Source organism: Psychrobacter sp. ANT_H59, assembly GCF_008369225.1.
GTDB lineage: Bacteria > Pseudomonadota > Gammaproteobacteria > Pseudomonadales > Moraxellaceae > Psychrobacter > Psychrobacter cryohalolentis.
The window spans coordinates 726,017-744,227 of sequence record NZ_VOBE01000001.1; the positions used below are offsets into that span (position 1 = coordinate 726,017).

Annotated in this window: 12 protein-coding genes, 3 pseudogenes and 2 riboswitches; of the genes and pseudogenes, 10 read left to right on the top strand and 5 right to left on the bottom strand. The window is 43.7% G+C overall.

The genetic code is table 11. From position 1 onward, the window contains the following. Positions 1 to 9 precede the first annotated feature (9 nt). On the bottom strand, positions 10 to 1,194 hold the full coding sequence (locus tag FQ083_RS02865) for an acyl-CoA dehydrogenase (RefSeq protein ID WP_020443096.1): 1,185 nt from the start codon (positions 1,192 to 1,194) through the stop codon (positions 10 to 12). Between the two features lie 175 nt (positions 1,195 to 1,369). On the opposite strand from FQ083_RS02865, the gene FQ083_RS02870 reads away from it, so the two are divergent. The 6 genes and pseudogenes from FQ083_RS02870 to FQ083_RS12790 all read left to right on the top strand — a co-directional run. Then, positions 1,370 to 2,197, top strand: a complete 828-nt coding sequence (locus FQ083_RS02870) for an IclR family transcriptional regulator (RefSeq protein WP_149408758.1) — start codon at positions 1,370 to 1,372, stop codon at positions 2,195 to 2,197. A gap of 207 nt (positions 2,198 to 2,404) precedes the next feature. Continuing rightward, positions 2,405 to 2,554, top strand: a pseudogene (locus FQ083_RS12785) (septicolysin); the annotation flags it as partial. Positions 2,555 to 3,016: 462 nt separating this feature from the next. Next, positions 3,017 to 4,819, top strand: a complete 1,803-nt coding sequence (locus FQ083_RS02875) for an FMN-binding glutamate synthase family protein (RefSeq protein ID WP_149408759.1) — start codon at positions 3,017 to 3,019, stop codon at positions 4,817 to 4,819. A 64-nt stretch (positions 4,820 to 4,883) separates the two neighbouring features. Continuing rightward, positions 4,884 to 5,723 carry a phosphodiester glycosidase family protein gene (locus tag FQ083_RS02880; RefSeq protein ID WP_149408760.1) on the top strand — a complete coding sequence of 280 codons (840 nt, stop codon included), beginning with the start codon at positions 4,884 to 4,886 and terminating at the stop codon, positions 5,721 to 5,723. Positions 5,724 to 6,316: 593 nt separating this feature from the next. Continuing rightward, positions 6,317 to 6,787 (top strand): annotated as a pseudogene (locus FQ083_RS12930) (hypothetical protein); the annotation flags it as partial. A 90-nt stretch (positions 6,788 to 6,877) separates the two neighbouring features. Then, positions 6,878 to 7,054, top strand: a pseudogene (locus tag FQ083_RS12790) (glycine zipper domain-containing protein); the annotation flags it as partial. 792 nt (positions 7,055 to 7,846) lie between these two features. Here the strand turns inward: FQ083_RS12790 and FQ083_RS02890 are convergent. From FQ083_RS02890 to FQ083_RS02905, 4 genes are all read right to left on the bottom strand, one after another. Then, the gene (locus tag FQ083_RS02890; RefSeq protein WP_149408762.1) at positions 7,847 to 9,070 is read right to left on the bottom strand and encodes a vWA domain-containing protein; all 1,224 of its coding nucleotides are present in this window, start codon (positions 9,068 to 9,070) and stop codon (positions 7,847 to 7,849) included. Between the two features lie 132 nt (positions 9,071 to 9,202). Further along, positions 9,203 to 10,057 (bottom strand): AAA family ATPase, encoded by an 855-nt coding sequence (locus FQ083_RS02895; protein ID WP_149408763.1) that lies wholly within the window; start codon positions 10,055 to 10,057, stop codon positions 9,203 to 9,205. A 293-nt stretch (positions 10,058 to 10,350) separates the two neighbouring features. Continuing rightward, positions 10,351 to 10,938 carry a hypothetical protein gene (locus FQ083_RS02900; RefSeq protein WP_011513154.1) on the bottom strand — a complete coding sequence of 196 codons (588 nt, stop codon included), beginning with the start codon at positions 10,936 to 10,938 and terminating at the stop codon, positions 10,351 to 10,353. Between the two features lie 230 nt (positions 10,939 to 11,168). Further along, the gene (locus FQ083_RS02905) at positions 11,169 to 11,492 is read right to left on the bottom strand and encodes a YcgL domain-containing protein (RefSeq protein ID WP_149408764.1); all 324 of its coding nucleotides are present in this window, start codon (positions 11,490 to 11,492) and stop codon (positions 11,169 to 11,171) included. 383 nt (positions 11,493 to 11,875) lie between these two features. Beyond that, positions 11,876 to 12,013: riboswitch (glycine riboswitch) on the top strand. A gap of 56 nt (positions 12,014 to 12,069) precedes the next feature. Next, positions 12,070 to 12,208, top strand: a riboswitch (glycine riboswitch). 169 nt (positions 12,209 to 12,377) lie between these two features. On the opposite strand from FQ083_RS02905, the gene gcvT reads away from it, so the two are divergent. From gcvT to gcvP, 4 genes are all read left to right on the top strand, one after another. Beyond that, positions 12,378 to 13,550 carry a glycine cleavage system aminomethyltransferase GcvT gene (gene gcvT / locus FQ083_RS02910; RefSeq protein WP_020443087.1) on the top strand — a complete coding sequence of 391 codons (1,173 nt, stop codon included), beginning with the start codon at positions 12,378 to 12,380 and terminating at the stop codon, positions 13,548 to 13,550. A 66-nt stretch (positions 13,551 to 13,616) separates the two neighbouring features. Further along, positions 13,617 to 13,997 carry a glycine cleavage system protein GcvH gene (gene gcvH, locus FQ083_RS02915; protein WP_011280078.1) on the top strand — a complete coding sequence of 127 codons (381 nt, stop codon included), beginning with the start codon at positions 13,617 to 13,619 and terminating at the stop codon, positions 13,995 to 13,997. A 349-nt stretch (positions 13,998 to 14,346) separates the two neighbouring features. Continuing rightward, entirely contained in the window at positions 14,347 to 15,105 is a 759-nt protein-coding gene (locus tag FQ083_RS02920; protein ID WP_262880825.1) for a nitroreductase family protein, read from the top strand. 63 nt (positions 15,106 to 15,168) lie between these two features. Further along, complete coding sequence (gcvP, locus tag FQ083_RS02925) at positions 15,169 to 18,066, top strand: aminomethyl-transferring glycine dehydrogenase (RefSeq protein ID WP_149408766.1); 2,898 nt, start codon at positions 15,169 to 15,171, stop codon at positions 18,064 to 18,066. Positions 18,067 to 18,211: the final 145 nt, after the last annotated feature.

Below are 18,211 nucleotides of genomic sequence, written 5' to 3' on the forward strand. Positions count from 1 at the left end.
TAACAACGCTTAATAAAATGCCTGAATCCCAGTCTGCGCACGACCTAAGATGAGCGCATGAATATCATGGGTACCTTCATAAGTATTGACCGCTTCTAAATTCATCACATGACGAATAATATGAAACTCATCAGAGATACCATTGCCGCCATGCATATCACGGGCAATACGGGCAATCTCTAGCGCTTTGCCGCAATTATTACGCTTAATCAGTGAAATCATTTCAGGCGCCGCATTGTCCTCATCCATCAAACGGCCAACACGCAATGCTGCTTGCAGACCTAGTGTGATTTCCGTTTGCATATTGGCAAGTTTTAGCTGTACCAACTGTGTCGCTGCTAGCGGACGACCAAATTGTTTACGGTCAAGGGTGTACTGACGAGCCGCTTTCCAGCAGAATTCAGCGGCGCCCATTGACCCCCAAGCGATACCATAACGGGCTTTATTTAGGCAACCAAACGGACCTTTTAGACCACGAATATCTGGGAAAGCATTGGCTTCAGGGACAAACACTTTGTCCATAACAATCTCACCCGTGACAGACGCACGCAATGAGAACTTGCCTTCGATTTTCGGTGCGGACAGCCCTTTCATACCTTTATCTAAGATAAAACCACGAATGTCACCGGCATCATCTTTTGCCCAAACGACAAATACATCAGAAATCGGGCTATTGGTAATCCACATTTTATTACCAGTCAGCTCATAACCGCCTGCCACTGCGCGCGCGCGCGTTGACATTGATGAAGGATCTGAACCCGAATCCGGCTCTGTCAGACCAAAGCAGCCGACATATTCCCCAGTTGCCAGTTTTGGTAGATATTTTTCTTTCTGCTCTTCTGTACCATAGGCATGTATCGGGTGCATGACCAAGCTTGACTGCACGCTCATCGCTGAACGATAGCCCGAATCCACCGCTTCCACTTCTTTCGCAATCAAGCCATAAGCCACGCTTGACATGCCAGCACAACCATAACCGTCGATCGTCACACCAAGAAGACCCATCTCGCCCATCTGACGCATGATATCGCGGTCGAAATGTTCATTACGATTGGCCTGAATGATACCCGGCATCAGCTCTTTTTGAAAAAACTGACGCGCACTATCCGTTACCATGCGCTCTTCATCTGTAAGCTGGTCACGTAATAAAAATGGATCTTCCCAATCAAAACGCGGGCTGCTAGAAGTTGCCATGTGGTGCTCCTTGTTGTCAATCATCCTGACCGACGATTAATGGTGAATATGATGCTTTGGCTAAATTTACTATTGACTTCAAAATTCCGCTATGCGAAACTTAGTTTCATAATATGAACTATTTAAGCAAAATTTTAGCGTCCTGTAAACCCTTATTCATTCAGATGGTTATAAAATGAGAAAAAATATGCTGGTAGCCGCACCATTATTGGATCGATTAAATAGCTCCCTTACCCAAGGTAAAGAAGACAACGATAGGCAATTTGTCACTGCCCTTGGACGTGGCTTAATGATATTGGCAGCTTTTGAGCATGAGGAGGCGCTTAGCCATCAGCAGTTATGCCAGATGACAAAATTGCCAAAAGCGACAATTACTCGTCTGATTCATACCTTGATGACGCTTGGATTTTTGCGCGTGACGCTACATGGACAGTATCAATTGGGTAGTAGTGCGGTGCGATTAAGTGCAACAGCGTGGAGTCGTCATGATTTAGTGGCAGCAGCTGAACCGTTATTGCGGCAGTTTGCCAGTCAAAACGAGGTGTCGGTGAATTTAGCAACCGAAGTCGAAGGGGAAATGCGCTATCACGCTTGCTGTCGTAGCCCTGCCCGCCTATCGGTCAATTTGCAAGTTGGCTCAGCCGTTCCCGTCGCCCGCACTGCTATTGGACGTGCTTTTTATGCGGCTAGCTCGCAAATAAGACAGGCTGTTATTCGTAGTAATTTACAAGAGCAGCTATCAGCAGAAGATTATAACCATGCGCAGGGTGCTTTATCTGACGCTGCAGACCATTATAAAATGCATGGTTATACCGTATCGGATGGTGAGTTCTCTACGGACATATTAGCAGTGGCCGTTGGTGTCTTTGATGTTGCGACTGGGCAATATGCGTATTCACTCAATGCCAGTGTCCCAAGTGCTAACTGGGAAAGCAAAGACTATGCGGCGATGATAGTACCTAAGTTGCAAGTGTTGGCTGAAAGGATTGGCAGCGGGGTTTAGACTAATTGAGTTGCCAGGTAAGTTTTAACTTAGTTTACCAATGATAATAAAGCGTTTCGATACAATCACAAAGTGATTTGGTCTAAGTGCTATACACTTTGTAGCAAGTATTTTGTGCTAAAGCGTAAGAGACGTTAAAATTTAATGCAAATACCAATAATAAAAGTAATATGCCATAAGCTATTGATAGAAGCGACTGATACATAGGCGGATCGCTATAGCCACCGTGAGATTAAATGGAATCTCATGGTCTCGGTCGCAAGCTTATAAAGACAAGCGGATGACATCGCCATGAAACTGCGCAAAATCAATATTGTCATTCAAACCAATAACTGGCAAATTGACCTTGTTGAATAATTGCTTTTTTTACCCTTCATGCGCCGTCCTCGTCACAGCTTACAAGGTGCTTTTTAGACCTTACCACCAGATACTGACAGTCGGTTTCAATTTTATTTTTAATATTTTCTGCCATTGATTATAGGTGATTTAATCATAGCTACGCGACAAACGGTCATTAAAACATAAGCTTAAGGTTTTTTTTGGAATTATTAAAGCCTAAGAGTAGCAATTGCAAGGTCTTTATCGGTCTGCCGTTACTTAATTGATATGGAGCCGTGATATTATAGGCGTATGATACACACCACAAATTTGAGCCCCTAAGGGCGTTTGGCCTGCTTTTAACATGTTGGCTTTTAGCGCTTTCGCTCATTTTAAAACTCTTACTTAATCTTTCTATATTGAATCATGAATAGCGGCAAAGTTACCAAATAACTTACTGCCGCATTTTTTAATTCCTATTTTTTATAGTTGAGCCTTGTTATGCCCGATTCCAGAACCAATTTGAACCCTGAGCCTGAACACAACTCCCCTTACCTAACCGGTGTTTTGCTACGCTACAGCACCTTTGGCGCCGCAATCTTGCTGTTTTTAGCAGGATTACTCCTCGTCAACTGGGCACTCATCATCATCGGTGGACTCGCCGTTGGGCTAGGTATTTATGACTTATTGCAGTCTAAGCACTCTATCTTAAGCAACTATCCTATCGCCGGTCACATCCGCTATGTGTTAGAGGATTTCCGTCCTGAGATTCGCCAGTATTTGCTAGAAGACGATAAAGAGCAAGTGCCGTTCTCACGTCAGCAGCGGGCCTTGGTCTATCAGCGCGCCAAAAACGTCAGCGATACCAATGCTTTTGGCACTTTGGACAATTTATATGCTCATGGTAAAGAATGGTTTTTGCAATCTGCTGTCAGTGAGCCGATTAAGAATAAAGACTTCCGCATCATTGTGGGCGGTGAGCGGTGTAAGCAGCCGCATGATATGTCAGTGTTTAATATCTCAGCGATGAGCTTTGGCAGTTTGTCTGCTAATGCCATTATGGCGCTCAATCAAGGCGCAAAAATGGGCGGCTTCACTCATGATAGTGGTGAAGGCGCTATCAGCCCTTATCATCGTAAATTCGGTGGTGATTTGATTTGGGAGCTGGGTACAGGTTACTTCGGTTGCCGCGATGACAATGGCAACTTTGACCCACTGTCATTTGCCGAAAAAGCTGTTGACCCGCAAGTCAAAATGATTGAAATCAAACTATCACAAGGTGCTAAGCCCGGTCAGGGTGGCGTGTTGCCAGCAGAAAAAATCACCCCAGAAATCGCTGAAACCCGTCAAGTGCCGATGGGTCAAGACTGCGTATCACCTGCTTCGCACTCTGCTTTTAGTACGCCTCGCGAATTGGTTGTGTTTTTACAGCAGCTACGGGATTTATCAGAAGGCAAGCCAGTTGGCTTTAAGCTTTGTATTGGTCAGCCTTGGCAGTTTATGGCGATTGTCAAAGCCATGATAGAAGCCGATAACTACCCTGATTTTATCGTCATTGATGGTGCTGAAGGCGGCACGGGTGCTGCACCTGTTGAGTTTATGGATAGCGTCGGCATGCCATTGATCGATGGTTTTTTATTCGTTCACAACACCTTGGTTGGGGCAGGTATCCGCAACCAAATCAAACTTGGCGTGAGTGGCAAAATCGTCTCAGGTTTTGATATCGCCCGCCTATTGGCATTGGGCGCTGATTGGTGTAACTCTGCACGTGGCTTTATGTTTGCTGTCGGCTGTATCCAATCACGCTCTTGCCATACCAATACCTGCCCGACAGGTGTGGCAACCCAAGACCCTTATCGTCAAAAAGCACTTGATGTACCAAGTAAGGCTGAACGCGTTGCCAGTTATCATAAAAATACCCTAAAATCGCTTGCCAGCATCGTTGGCGCAGTCGGCTTACAGCACCCAAGTCAATTGCAGCCTTATCACATTGCACGCCGTTTGGATGATGGACAAATTAAGCTATTGTCGAAGTTCTTTTATTTCACCGATAAAGGCGCCTTACTTGATCATAATGCGCGATCAGAGGTCTTTAATCAGATGTGGGTAATGGCAGATTCGTCGAGCTTTTTAGCCAATAATGATGCGCTGATTGCTTATAATAAAGACTCGCGCGATATTGGTAAAGAAACAGGTGCGCCAACAGAAAAAACGGTTGGAGAGGTAGACGTCAATATTGATGGTGGTAAAATGATTGGCAATGTCAATAATACCGTCCGCGATTTTATACCGCCAACTGTTTAACCATTTAACAGTGTTTGGCTGTGACAATCACGCAATTTATTTCCTTATAAAAGATAGATGATTGATGCCAAACACTGTTTTCAAAAAACTTCTTCATGTACTGCCAATGATGCTTATGGCGCTTATGGCGCTTATGACTGTTGGTATAAGTGCTTGCCAACCAACTGATAGTAATCAGGCGGACACTGCTTCTACTGATTGGTCATGTCAATCACACAACACACCGTTTGCTTATAGCACTTGTCATATTCAGTCTGATTTGTTGACAGATAAGCGCTATTCATTACAGTTGTTTTGGCAACAATCTGACAGTCGTCAACCGCTACTGACTTTCGATAATCTCTTGAGCACACTGCCCCCATCGCAATCTTTGAAGTTTGCCATGAATGCGGGCATGTACAATGAAAATTATGCACCCATTGGCTATACCGTCATCAAATCTGAAGAGATACGTGCATTAAACCTGAAAGAAGGCGGCGGCAATTTTCACCTCTTGCCAAATGGTGTACTGTGGTGGGATAAGTCTGGCAAGGTACAAATCACTGAAAGCAATGCCTTAGCCGAGCAGCTAAAAAACAGCACTGCAAAGCCATTGTATGCCACCCAATCAGGTCCTATGCTGGTTATTAACGACGCTATCCATCCGCAGTTTGACCCTGATGGCACCTCAGCTAAAATTCGCAACGGTATAGGCGTGTGTAGCGATGGCAGTCTACAATTTGTCAATAGCGAAGCACCCGTGACCTTTTATCAGTTTGCCTCACTATTTAAAAACGAATTGAAGTGTCCAAATGCTTTATTTTTAGATGGCGGTATTGCATCCGCTTTATACGCACCCACGATAGATAAGCACGATAAAAAAGAGATGGGCGTGATGATTGGACTGGTTGAGTCAACACAATAGACCATAGTATGGTTACTTACATTCCACCAATTCATCATCAGTAATACCATATCTACTGAGACTGCATCTTTTTAGACTCACTGAGCCACATTAAGTATTTATTAATAAAAATGAAGGCACTATTACTCTTAATAATAGTGCCTTTTTTGTGCTTACTTAATCCTTTTCATAACATCAATAACTGGGAAATAGCGATTCCAATAAGCTCAACTTACATTCTATTTACTTTTGTACGCTTTGATAATCATTGGTTAACAATAATGCTCATTATGGAAGTATCGTTTACTGAACTGCTATACAGGTAGCAGATATGTACTACAGACTAGCCCCTCATCCTTGGGCTATATTACTGAGCAAGCAGGGATCGCCAGCTTTTCCAAAGGTGATTTAGGTGCGAAGTATTGAAATAAGTATTAGAAATTTGAACAGCTACACAACGATTGCTAGCAAGCGTTAATAGCTAGCATACTGGTTTAGAGGACAAGCTAAGATTGGATGTCAAAAATGACTTTTATTTTAATGTCATTTAGATTTTAGGCTATTTATATCATTCTTAATAATTTAACAATAATAGTAAAAAAGGATAATGGCTCATGGATAATATCAATCGTACAGTAGTAATCAATGACAACGCTGACCCTATCACAGGTGAGCCAGGCTCACATCCAATAGGTACAGCTCTTGGTGGTACAGGCGGTGCAGCAGCAGGCGCAGCTATTGGCGCTATTGGTGGTCCACTAGGTATGCTGATTGGTGGCGCTATTGGCGCTATCGTCGGCGGCGTCGCAGGTAGCTCAGTCGGTGAGATGCTAGATCCAACGGTAGAATATGAATACTGGCAAGAAACTCATACCACGCGCCCTTATTATCACGAAGATTATGATTACGATACCGATTATCATCCAGCCTATGCAGTAGGTTATGCAACCCGTGCACATTATCCGAATGCTACGCGCTTTGAGGAAGTTGAAGCTGAACTTGAACAGCGCTGGTATGAGGTAAAAGGCGATTCACGCATGACTTGGCTACAAGCAAAAGACATGGTACGCGATGGTTGGGATAAGACCCATGCTCGTATGAATGGTGAAAACTATGAGCCAAAAGAGTACGTCCATTATGCAGGTCATAGAGAGCCTATTGAGCCGATCCATCATGGTGAAGATAAGCCGCATCCAGTGGCGACTGGTACTGGCGCACTTAGTGGCGCAGCAGCAGGTGCAGCCGTAGGCACAGCAGTTGGAGGTCCAGTTGGCACCTTAGTTGGTGGCGCTGTTGGGGCCATCGCAGGTAGCAAAGTTGGACATGAAGCAGGCGAGATGGTCAATCCTACCGATAGCTTAGAAGCTCATGAGAAGCCGCATCCTATTGCTAGTGGTACTGGTGCACTAGGCGGTGCAGCAGCAGGCGCTGCTGTAGGTACAGCAGTTGGTGGTCCAGTCGGTACAGTAATCGGCGGCTTAGCAGGCGCAGTTGCTGGTGGTGCTGGCGGCCAAGAAGTTGGTGAAGCCGTTAATCCTACTGATCAAAATGAAGTACAACGAGAAGCCAATCCTGTTAGTAGTGGTACAGGTATGGTCGGGGGTGCAGCAGCAGGCGCAGCTATCGGTGCAGTAGGTGGTCCAGTAGGTTCAGTCGTAGGCGGTGCCGTTGGTGCAGTCGTCGGTGCAACAGCTGGTAACGCTGTTGCCAATGCCTTTGAAGGCAATATGGAAGAAGACACTTACTGGCGTACTCAGCATGCGACGACTGACTACTATAACCCGCAATATGACTACGATACCGATTATCGTAATGCCTATGGTTATGGTTATGCGCAGCGCAAGCAGTATGGTAACGATCAAACGTTTGAGCTGGTAGAGCAAGACTTGCAGAGAGATTGGTTAAATTCACGTGGCAACTCACGCTTAGAATGGTCAGATGCTAGATTTGCCGTACGTGATGCGTGGAATCGTCCTATTATTTAATTATTAATGATGAGGCAATGATTGCTTATCGTAAACAATTAAAATGTTATAAAGAAACAGCTTCTATTAAATAATAGAAGCTGTTTCTTTATTCTGATTTATATCATCTAAAAACTGACTGCAATGCTAACATTCAATTACTCTAAATCTAATATAATATTAGCGCGCCATATAATTGGTCATATCTTCCACGCCATGTAACGTCATCGGATACATCTTATTATCAAACAGTTTTTTAATCTCAACGATGGTTTGGGTATATTGCCAATAGGTTGGAGTCTCAGGATTGAGCCAAGCAACTTTATCAAAGTGCGCGAGCACCCTCTTTAACCAAACAATGCCTGCTTCATTATTCATATACTCAACGCTACCGCCTACCGTCATCAGCTCATACGGTGACATCGACGCATCACCCACGAAGATAACACGATACTCTCGCCCATACTTATTAAGCAATTCAAAGGTTGGCATAGGCGCGCTATGGCGACGGTTATTATCCTTCCAGACATAATCATATAGACAGTTATGAAAGTAAAAAAACTCTAAGGTTTTAAATTCATTTTTCGCCGCAGAAAACAGTTTTTCAAGCGCTTCGACATGAACATCCATACTGCCGCCCACATCAAATAACATCAGTACTTTGACACGGTTACGGCGCTCTGCTTGCATATGAATATCGAGCACACCCTTTTTTGCCGTGCGCTTAATTGTCTCATGAATATCGAGCTCATCAGCACTACCGGTCCGTGCAAACTGGCGCAGATTGCGTAGCGCCATTTGAATTTGACGAGTACCGAGCTGATTATCGTCATCAAGATTGCGATATTTGCGCTGCTCCCAAACTTTTGCCGCGCTACGCTTGCGTGACTCACCGCCGACACGCACGCCCTCAGGATGGTCACCATAAGCGCCAAACGGTGAGGTGCCACCAGTACCGACCCATTTACTACCACCTTCATGACGCTCTTTTTGCTCTTTTAACCGCTCTTCCAACGCCTTCATCAACTCCTCAAGCGAGCCGTACTTTTTTAGCAGACGTCTTTGCTCATCGGTCAGGTTCTTTGGATCGAGCTTTAAATCGAGCCATTCTTTGGGCACGTCCGTTAGCTTGGCCAACAGCTCATCCATGTCTAAACTATCGACGCCTTCGAAATAATCTGCCATGGCACGATCAAACTTATCAAAATGGCGCTCGTCTTTGACCATACATAGCCGAATCAGACGATACATGTCTTCACGACTGGCGAAAGTAGTCAATGCTGGATCTTCAGGGTGCGGCTGCATCATCAGCCCTTGCTCTAACGCAGCATTTAAATCGAGCAGCTCGCGGGTACTGACTGGCACGCCATAAGTACGCAAGGTGTAAAATAGTTTGATAAACATAAGAGTCGTATCACTTATTGGCTGATATTATTATCTGGTGATATTGCTGATATCATTAATTGATACAGTCATAGGCTAAGCGCTGGCATTGACTTTGATATCTGATGTTAAAATCAATGCAAGCTACAAATATTAACGACGCATCATATTAGCAAAACGCTGCAACAAACTCACATCGGCTTCGTTTTTCAGCAGGGCACCATATAGTGGCGGAATAGACTTTTCACCGCGCAAGTTTTCTTCTAACTCTGCTTGAGCCATATCATCCGCCAATAATAGCGTCAACCAATCGACCAACTCAGACGTTGATGGCGGCTTTTTGAGTCCTTGAACGTTACGTAGTTTATAAAAGATATCAAGCGCGTCATTGACCAGCTTTTCTTGAATATTGGGAAAATGCACCTCAACAATTTGGCGCATGGTTTCCTCTTCAGGGAAATCAATATAGTGAAAGAAGCAACGACGCAAAAACGCATCCGGTAGCTCTTTTTCATTGTTTGAGGTGATAATAACCACGGGACGCTGCGCCGCTGTGATGGTTTCGCCCGTCTCATAAACATAAAAAGACATCTTATCAAGCTCGTGCAACAAGTCATTTGGGAATTCAATATCTGCTTTATCAATTTCATCAATCAATAATACACTACGCTCTTTGCTGGTAAAGGCATCCCACAATTTACCCGGCTTGATATAATTGCCAATCTCATAGACTTTATCGTCACCCATTTGCGAATCACGCAGACGCGATACCGCATCATACTCGTACAAACCCTGCTCTGCCTTAGTCGTCGACTTGATATGCCACGTAATCAGTGGCATACCTAAACTTTCAGCAACCTCTTCTGCTAGTAAAGTCTTGCCTGTACCCGGCTCACCTTTGATAAGTAGCGGTTTTTGTAGCGTCATTGCCGCATTGACTGCCAATTGCAGATCATCAGTAGCGATATAGCTTTGCGTACCCGTAAATTTGGTTTTTTTATCGGTCATAATACAATCTCATTTATTGTTATCGTTAAAAGGTTTTAAGAGCGTTAATAAATTGTCATTTAGATTAGCACAGCCTTATTGATTGCCAAAATACTCATGCGTTCGCAGATATTTATCATATAAAAAAAGACACGCATGGTGTCTTTTATAATCATTAGAAAAAATGCATGAATCATGAATCATGAATCAGGAATCAGGAATCAGGAATCAGGAATCAGGAATCAGGAATCAACACTGTCAACTAGAAAGGAAATACTTTAAAAGGTTATAGCGTTAAAGCAATCGCATTCAGACTAATCATTATTTTTAGATACAGGCGTATCCTTTTTTAGATTAATTGCTGGATCAATATCTTTAACTGCCCCCACTTCATCAGATTCTGTCGCCAAATAATTGCCAGAAGCTAGCTGCATATTTGCTTGCGTGTCCTGTGCAGTACGACTGCGAGCTTTATCTAAGCTTGATTCAAAGGCACCGCGAATAAGCTGCCAAACAAAACCAACAAATAAACCAACAAATAATACCACCATGATGGGCAGCATATTGGCAATCGCCCCAGTCGTGTCCTTCATCATAATCGCATAGACCACGCTGATACTGGCAGGTGCAATTACGCTTGGGTCACCCAGTGCTGTACCTGGTGCTAACAATACAGCAAACAGTATCATCCAACTCATGCCGCCTAATGGACGTGGTAGTATGCGCGCGACCAGTAGCCAAAGTACTAACACGATAATGACGCCACCAAGATAAGCATACATTGGTAAATCTGCTACCGGCACGTCTTTTACCAGCTGCCCCCACCAAATAGCAATCTCACCGAGAATATCGCTGATGGCTTCTAGTGGTAAGCTGTGTAAGATATTTTTTAACCAGTCCATGCGTGTTTTATTACCTGCGTTCGTAAATAGTGCGGAATAGTGATTATATTAATAAACTGCTAGTTTATCATGACTATTCACCAAAATGCATGACACTATATATTTTGATATTTCGACATTTCATCTGTATCTATATACTCTGTTCAAAAAAGCCAGCTAAAAAATTAGACTTGATAAAATGAGCTGCAAAATATCGACGTAAACCTTGTTAAAATATAATTTTATAACTATTACGTATTATAAATACTGTCTTGAGATTCACGGGCACGCAATTCTGCTTGGCGGCGCATGACATCTTGTGGTGGTAATTGTACAAAATACCCTTGCGACGCTAGCTTTTCTAGCACTTCTTCTTTGTCCACTCTAGCAAGTGTAGGCGTTGTACCCAAATCCAGATGCATGACAAACTTGCTACGACCTAAGCCTGCACGAAAGTCTTTGGGTAACACACCCAGCCAATCCTTGATCTCATCCGTATCATTCGGATAATCAGGACGGGCAATATAGATATACATATCATCATGTTTAAGGAATTTATAAATATCGCAATGCATAAAAACAACCTATCAGAAACTATCGTCATAGATTAGCATATTTCAAGCCATTATCAGTAGTGACTTTACGTTCAGATAAGGTAAAGCATCCCAAATACTATCGCAACTTAGCTTAAGAGAAAGTAAGGAACATCTTCATATGAGCACTCTGTATCCCTTGTACGGTCAGGCATGATGCTCATAGATAAATTTTATACTTTTAAATTTTGATAATAAATGCTTCAGCTTTATTTTATATTGGCGCTATGTAATTTTACAGAAACACATGTACTCTATTTTGCTGTCGTTCGATGTATTGTCCGTATAAAAAAGCATGTTTGCTAAAATTATTCACTATAATTTATATGATGGGTTGTAAAAAAGCTGTGAACCTTTCATAATAAAAGCGTTTTTCAGGAGAGAGTCTTTAGCCTAATGTTAGTAATGCTCATATTAACGAGTTTGTACTGACAGCCGCTACATGACCACCGAAGGCGCATCCACCCTGCTAATCGCTCAGGTAAAAGGACTGAAAAACACATGTCATAACGGTTTATTTGCATCACGCTGATTGGCGTATTGTTCTTCAAACCTTAGGCATAACAAATCTGGAGAGCGGTAAGGACGGACGACGTCTTACCCACCGAAGGGGAGAAAACGCGACATCATTGCTCTGTTGAAGAATTACGATGATGGATCGTGTTGAAAATCTCAGGTCACAGGACAGATAGGGCTTCCCTCTAAACTGACGTTAAGCGTTTGTTTGGCGGATAGTTTTATCTTATTTCTGTACCACCCTTGGTTGCAATGCTTGTACCCTGCAATATTGCTTCTCGCTACTATGATCATGTACATCAGCTCTAATACTTTTACTAAGTATAGCTAATGTCCACATAAGGATTTGTTATGACCGATACTCAAAATACTAACAGCCAAGCTCCTCAACGCACACCCCTTTATCAGTCTCATGTCGAGAGTGATGGCAAACTGGTGGATTTTTCTGGTTGGGAATTGCCAATCCATTATGGCTCACAAATCGAAGAGCACGAAGCGGTGCGTACTGATGCTGGTATGTTTGATGTCTCACATATGGTCGTCGCTGATGTCACAGGTGCTGACAGCAAAGCATGGCTACAAAAGCTACTGGCTAATGATGTCGATAAACTCAAAACCGTCGGTAAAGCGCTATATTCTGGCATGCTCAACGAGCAAGGTGGCGTCATCGATGACTTAATCGTTTACCTGATGAACGAAAACGCTACTGAATACCGTATCGTCTCAAACGCTGCTACTCGCGATAAAGACATGGCGCAATTTGACAAAGTCGCTGAAGGTTTTGACATCAGCATCACTGAGCGGCCAGAGCTTGCCATGATTGCCGTGCAAGGACCAAACGCCGTTGAAAAACTGGCGCAAACCAAACCTAGCTGGGCAGATACCTTAGCTGGTCTTAAGCCTTTCGTTGGTGCTGATTTAACAGACATCGAAGGTACAGATTGGTTCGTCGCTCGTACGGGCTACACCGGTGAAGATGGCGTCGAAGTCATTATGCATGGCGATGATGCGCCGGCGTTCTTTGAGCAATTAAAAGCCAATGGTATAAAGCCTGCCGGTCTTGGCGCTCGTGATACATTGCGTATGGAAGCTGGCATGAACCTCTATGGTCATGATATGAATGAAGATGTTAGCCCTTATGAGTGCAACATGGGCTGGACACTGGCGCTAAAAGACGATCGTGACTTTATTGGTCGCGATGCTATGGTCAGTAAACGCAAACAGTCAAAAGATGACAATACTGCTATGAAGCAAGTGGGCTTATTAATGACTAGCCGTGGCGTATTACGTGAAGGTATGGAAGTGACCATTAATCAAGGCACTGATAAAGAGCAAAAAGGTATCATTACTAGTGGTACTTTCTCTCCTAGCCTCAAAAATTCTATCGCCATCGCCCGTGTTCCTGCTACCCTAGCAGAAGATGACAATGTGCAAATTGATCTGCGCGGTAAAGGTAAGTTCGTCGATGTACGCGTGCTTAAACTACCGTTTGTCCGTAATGGCAAGCAGCAGTTTGACTCGTAGGCAACAGAAAATCTATTATTAGCTTTCTTTTTTATTAATTAACCTCTATCACCTAGGAGAGAAACCATGAGTAATATCCCAGCAGAACTAAAATACATCGCCAGCCACGAGTGGTTACGCTTAGAAGACGACGGTACTATCACGGTTGGTATCACTGATCATGCTCAAGACCTATTGGGTGACGTAGTATTTGTTGAATTGCCAGACGTAGGTGACATCATCGCTGTCGATGACGAAATCTCTGTTGTTGAATCAGTAAAAGCCGCATCTGACGTTTACGCGCCTATTTCAGGTGAAGTGGTTGCTATCAATGAGGCCTTAGAAGATGATCCAGAAATCATCAACTCTGATCCATATGGTGAAGGTTGGTTCTTCAGAATGAAGCCTGACAATATCGCTGACTATGAAGCACTGCTAACGGCTGATGAGTACGAAAACGAGCTGTAATATCAGTCTTATGCTCTCTTAAAAGCAGCATTTAACTTTAGTATTGCTGCTTTTAATATTTTTATTGATAAGACAGTCTTTGATAAGATTGTCATTTATAAAATGTTTACTGATTAAAAGAAGCAACTCGACAGATACTGGCAAGCGCTGGTATCTGTGTGCTTTACTTTTAAGACAATAATGGCAAGACCGTGTTTTCAATGCAGTATTTTCAAGACAATCAGCACTCAATTTATGACGCCCAACTGCTATCTGATTTATTCATATTAATCACTCGTCAGACATTATTGAAGATATGCAATCGATAATGCCTGAAGCTGATTACTCATTCCTCAGCATGGATCCTACTATGAATTCTAATACTGGCAATAAAGACAGTCTTGCGACGCCTAGTCACACTCCGCAGCTGCAAGCATTTTGTGAGGTGGTAGAGTCGCGCCGTTCGGTACGCCGATTTACAGATGCGCCGATACCTGACGATGTATTAGTAGACTGCCTGCGTTTGGCAATGCTTGCCCCAAACTCAAGCAATCTTCAGCCATGGGAATTTTATGTTATTGATGATGCTGGTAAGCGCAAGAGCGCAGTCAAAAACTGCATGAATCAAAACGCAGCAAAAACTTCAGCACGTTTAATCGCTGTCGTTGCTCGTACTGACGTTTGGCATGACCATGCAAAGCAAATATTGCGTGAATACCCTGATATGCCGGTGCCAAAAAAAGTCAAAGACTACTACAACAAAGTCGTTGCCTTAGATTTTTTGCGTGGACCTGCTAACGTGGTATCAGTAGCCAAATGGAGCGCCATTCAAGTAGTCAGACGTATAAAGGGTCCTATAAAATCGCCTTATTATACCTTTGAAGATACCAAAAATTGGGCAACCAATAACACCGCATTAGCGGCTGGAAACCTGATGCTTGCCTTACGCGCGCATGGATTTGATAGCTGCCCGATGGGCGGTTTCGATGAGCCGGCTATGAAGCGCTTATTAAAACTGAGTGATAATCATCATATCGTTATGATGATTGGTGCTGGGGAGCGTGCTGATAATGGCGTTTACAATACCCAGTTCCGCTTTGAGCAAGACCAATTTGTACATTACGTATAACCTGCTACTACCCTATTTTTATTATAGCCATCTCCTTTATTCCTATATTTACCAAGGATCACCATGACTATCTCTCAAAACCCAACGCTTGATACGTTTGAAGGCTTGTTTAATGAAGCCGAATTTGTTTATCGTCATCTTGGCTCTAATGATGCCAAACAAGCTGACCTGCTCAGCGCTATTGGTTACAGCGACATGGCAACTTTTATCAATGATACCGTGCCTGAACCAGTACGTCTGCATAAAGAATTAGATTTGCCAGTGGCGATGAGTGAGCACGCAGCGCTTGCCAAATTGCGTACCATGGCAGATGACATCACTGTTAATAAGAGCTATATCGGTCAAGGTTACTCGCCTGTGCGTATGCCAGCAGTTATTCAGCGCAACGTCCTTGAAAATCCAGGTTGGTATACCGCTTACACGCCTTATCAGGCGGAAATCGCTCAAGGTCGCCTAGAAGCATTGCTTAACTTCCAACAAGTTTGTATCGACCTGACTGGTCTTGAGCTTGCTGGTGCATCACTGCTTGATGAAGCAACGGCTGCTGCTGAAGCGATGGCAATGTCAAAACGTGTCAGCAAAAGCAAGTCTATGCAGTTTTTCGTTGATGACCGCGTGTATCCGCAAACGCTAGATGTTATTAATACTCGTGCCAAATATTTTGGTTGGGAAGTGGTTGTTGGTGATTTTGAACTGGCTAAATCAGGCGACTATTTCGGTGCTCTCTTCCAATATGTCGGTGTTGAAGGCGATGTTAAAGACCTAACCGACGTCATCGCTGCTGTGAAGAAAAACAAAACTTATGTGAGTGTCGTCAGTGACATCATGAGTTTGGTGTTACTAAAATCACCAGCGGACATGGGCGCAGACGTGGCATTGGGTAGCACGCAGCGTTTTGGTATTCCAATGGGCTTTGGTGGTCCACATGCCGCCTACTTTGCGTTCTCTGATAAAGCCAAGCGCTCAGCACCTGGTCGTATCATCGGGGTATCAAAAGACTCACAAGGCAATACTGCCCTACGTATGGCGCTACAGACTCGTGAGCAGCATATCCGCCGTGAAAAAGCCAACTCAAACATCTGTACCTCACAAGTACTATTGGCAAACCTAGCTGGTATGTATGCCGTTTATCATGGTCCAGGTGGTGTAAAGCGTATCGCTACTCGTATCCATGCATTTGCGACTGCCTTCGCTGACGTCATCAAAAACGCCAACGATAGTAATTTAAATGTTGTCCATGATCAATTCTTTGATAGCGTTGTGGTTGATTGTGGCTCAGAAAAACTTGCTAGCCAAATCTTTCAAAATGCTGACAATGTTGGTTATAACTTATGGCGTCTTGGTGAGACCAAATTAAGCGTTGCATTCAGTGAAACCAGCGATCAGAAAGACTTTAATGTCCTAACTCAGCTGTTCGTTACTAAAGCACATGATCTACCAGAAGACGCTCGTGTCTCTCTTGATAGTGCTCATTTACGTACTGATGCTATCTTATCGCATCCAGTATTCAACTCGCATCATACCGAGCATGAAATGCTGCGCTATTTAAAATCGCTTGAAGACAAAGATTTGGCGATGAACCGCAGCATGATTTCACTTGGTAGCTGTACCATGAAATTGAATGCCACCAGTGAGATGCTACCGATCACTTGGCCTGAATTTGCCAATGTGCATCCTTTTGCACCGCGTGACCAAGTCACAGGCTACGTTGCTATGATTGATAGCTTGCAAGAGCAATTAAAAGCCATTACCGGTTTTGATGATGTCTCTATGCAGCCAAACTCTGGCGCTTCAGGTGAATATGCAGGCTTGCTAGCGATTCGTCGTTATCATGAATCACTCGGTGAGACTGACCGTGATGTTTGCTTGATCCCTATGTCAGCGCATGGTACTAACCCTGCGACTGCTATGATGATGGGCATGAAAGTGGTTGTGGTCAAAACTGATGACAATGGCAACGTTGATATCGATGACCTAACTGCTAAATCTGAAGAGCATAGCGCGCGTCTAGGTGCATTGATGATCACCTACCCATCGACGCATGGTGTGTTTGAAGAAGGTATCCGTAAAATCTGTGACCTCATTCATAAACATGGCGGTCAAGTTTATATGGATGGCGCTAATATGAATGCGCAGGTTGGCATGATGCAGCCAGCTGACGTTGGTGCTGATGTACTGCACATGAACTTGCATAAAACCTTCTGTATCCCACATGGCGGCGGTGGTCCTGGTATGGGTCCTATCGGTATGAAGGCGCATCTGGCGCCATTTATGGCTAACCATACTTTAAGCCCTGTGCACAATGCACAAAAAGACTGCTCAGCAGTATCAGCAGCCCCTTATGGCTCAGCGAGCATTTTGCCTATTTCATGGATGTACATTGCCATGATGGGACGCGATGGTTTATTAAAAGCGACCGAGCTTGCGCTACTGAATGCCAACTATGTTGCCGCTGAATTAAAAGACCATTACCCTGTGCTATATACGGGTAAAAACGGTCGCGTTGCTCACGAATGTATCATCGATATTCGTCCTTTAAAAGAAGAGACGGGCATCAGTGAAAGCGATATCGCGAAACGCTTGATGGATTATGGTTTCCACTCACCAACCATGAGTTTCCCAGTAGCGGGCACCTTGATGATTGAGCCGACAGAATCAGAGTCAAAAGAAGAGCTTGATCGCTTTATCAGTGCTCTAAAATCTATTAAAGCGGAAGCGCTGAAAGCCAAAGCGGGCGAAGACAACTGGACGTTAGAGAACAATCCATTGGTCAATGCCCCGCATACAGCTGCTATGGTAATTGACGGCGAATGGACCTATCCATACAGCCGTGAGACAGCAGCATTCCCACTGCCTTATATCCGCACCAATAAATTCTGGCCAAGTGTGGCACGTGTCGATGACGCCTATGGTGACAAAAACCTCATGTGTTCGTGCCCAAGTATCGAGAACTATATGTAATCCCAGTTTTATATAGTCTTAGTTTTGATACTTTATAAAAGATAAAAATAAACCTCCAAGTCAGCAGCTGATTTGGAGGTTTTTATTTTACTACTAACATTTAGCGCTATAATAAAATGGCTATTAATCTATTCATATCATCCAC

What these genes read in the sequence shown, in the direction of transcription:
- FQ083_RS02865 (WP_020443096.1), bottom strand. Translation starts at nt 1,194, where the DNA reads ATGGCAACTTCTAGCAGCCCGCGTTTTGATTGGGAAGATCCATTTTTA.
- FQ083_RS02870 (WP_149408758.1), top strand. Translation starts at nt 1,370, where the DNA reads ATGAGAAAAAATATGCTGGTAGCCGCACCATTATTGGATCGATTAAAT.
- FQ083_RS02875 (WP_149408759.1), top strand. Translation starts at nt 3,017, where the DNA reads ATGCCCGATTCCAGAACCAATTTGAACCCTGAGCCTGAACACAACTCC.
- FQ083_RS02880 (WP_149408760.1), top strand. Translation starts at nt 4,884, where the DNA reads ATGCCAAACACTGTTTTCAAAAAACTTCTTCATGTACTGCCAATGATG.
- FQ083_RS02890 (WP_149408762.1), bottom strand. Translation starts at nt 9,070, where the DNA reads ATGTTTATCAAACTATTTTACACCTTGCGTACTTATGGCGTGCCAGTC.
- FQ083_RS02895 (WP_149408763.1), bottom strand. Translation starts at nt 10,057, where the DNA reads ATGACCGATAAAAAAACCAAATTTACGGGTACGCAAAGCTATATCGCT.
- FQ083_RS02900 (WP_011513154.1), bottom strand. Translation starts at nt 10,938, where the DNA reads ATGGACTGGTTAAAAAATATCTTACACAGCTTACCACTAGAAGCCATC.
- FQ083_RS02905 (WP_149408764.1), bottom strand. Translation starts at nt 11,492, where the DNA reads ATGCATTGCGATATTTATAAATTCCTTAAACATGATGATATGTATATC.
- gcvT (WP_020443087.1), top strand. Translation starts at nt 12,378, where the DNA reads ATGACCGATACTCAAAATACTAACAGCCAAGCTCCTCAACGCACACCC.
- gcvH (WP_011280078.1), top strand. Translation starts at nt 13,617, where the DNA reads ATGAGTAATATCCCAGCAGAACTAAAATACATCGCCAGCCACGAGTGG.
- FQ083_RS02920 (WP_262880825.1), top strand. Translation starts at nt 14,347, where the DNA reads ATGAATTCTAATACTGGCAATAAAGACAGTCTTGCGACGCCTAGTCAC.
- gcvP (WP_149408766.1), top strand. Translation starts at nt 15,169, where the DNA reads ATGACTATCTCTCAAAACCCAACGCTTGATACGTTTGAAGGCTTGTTT.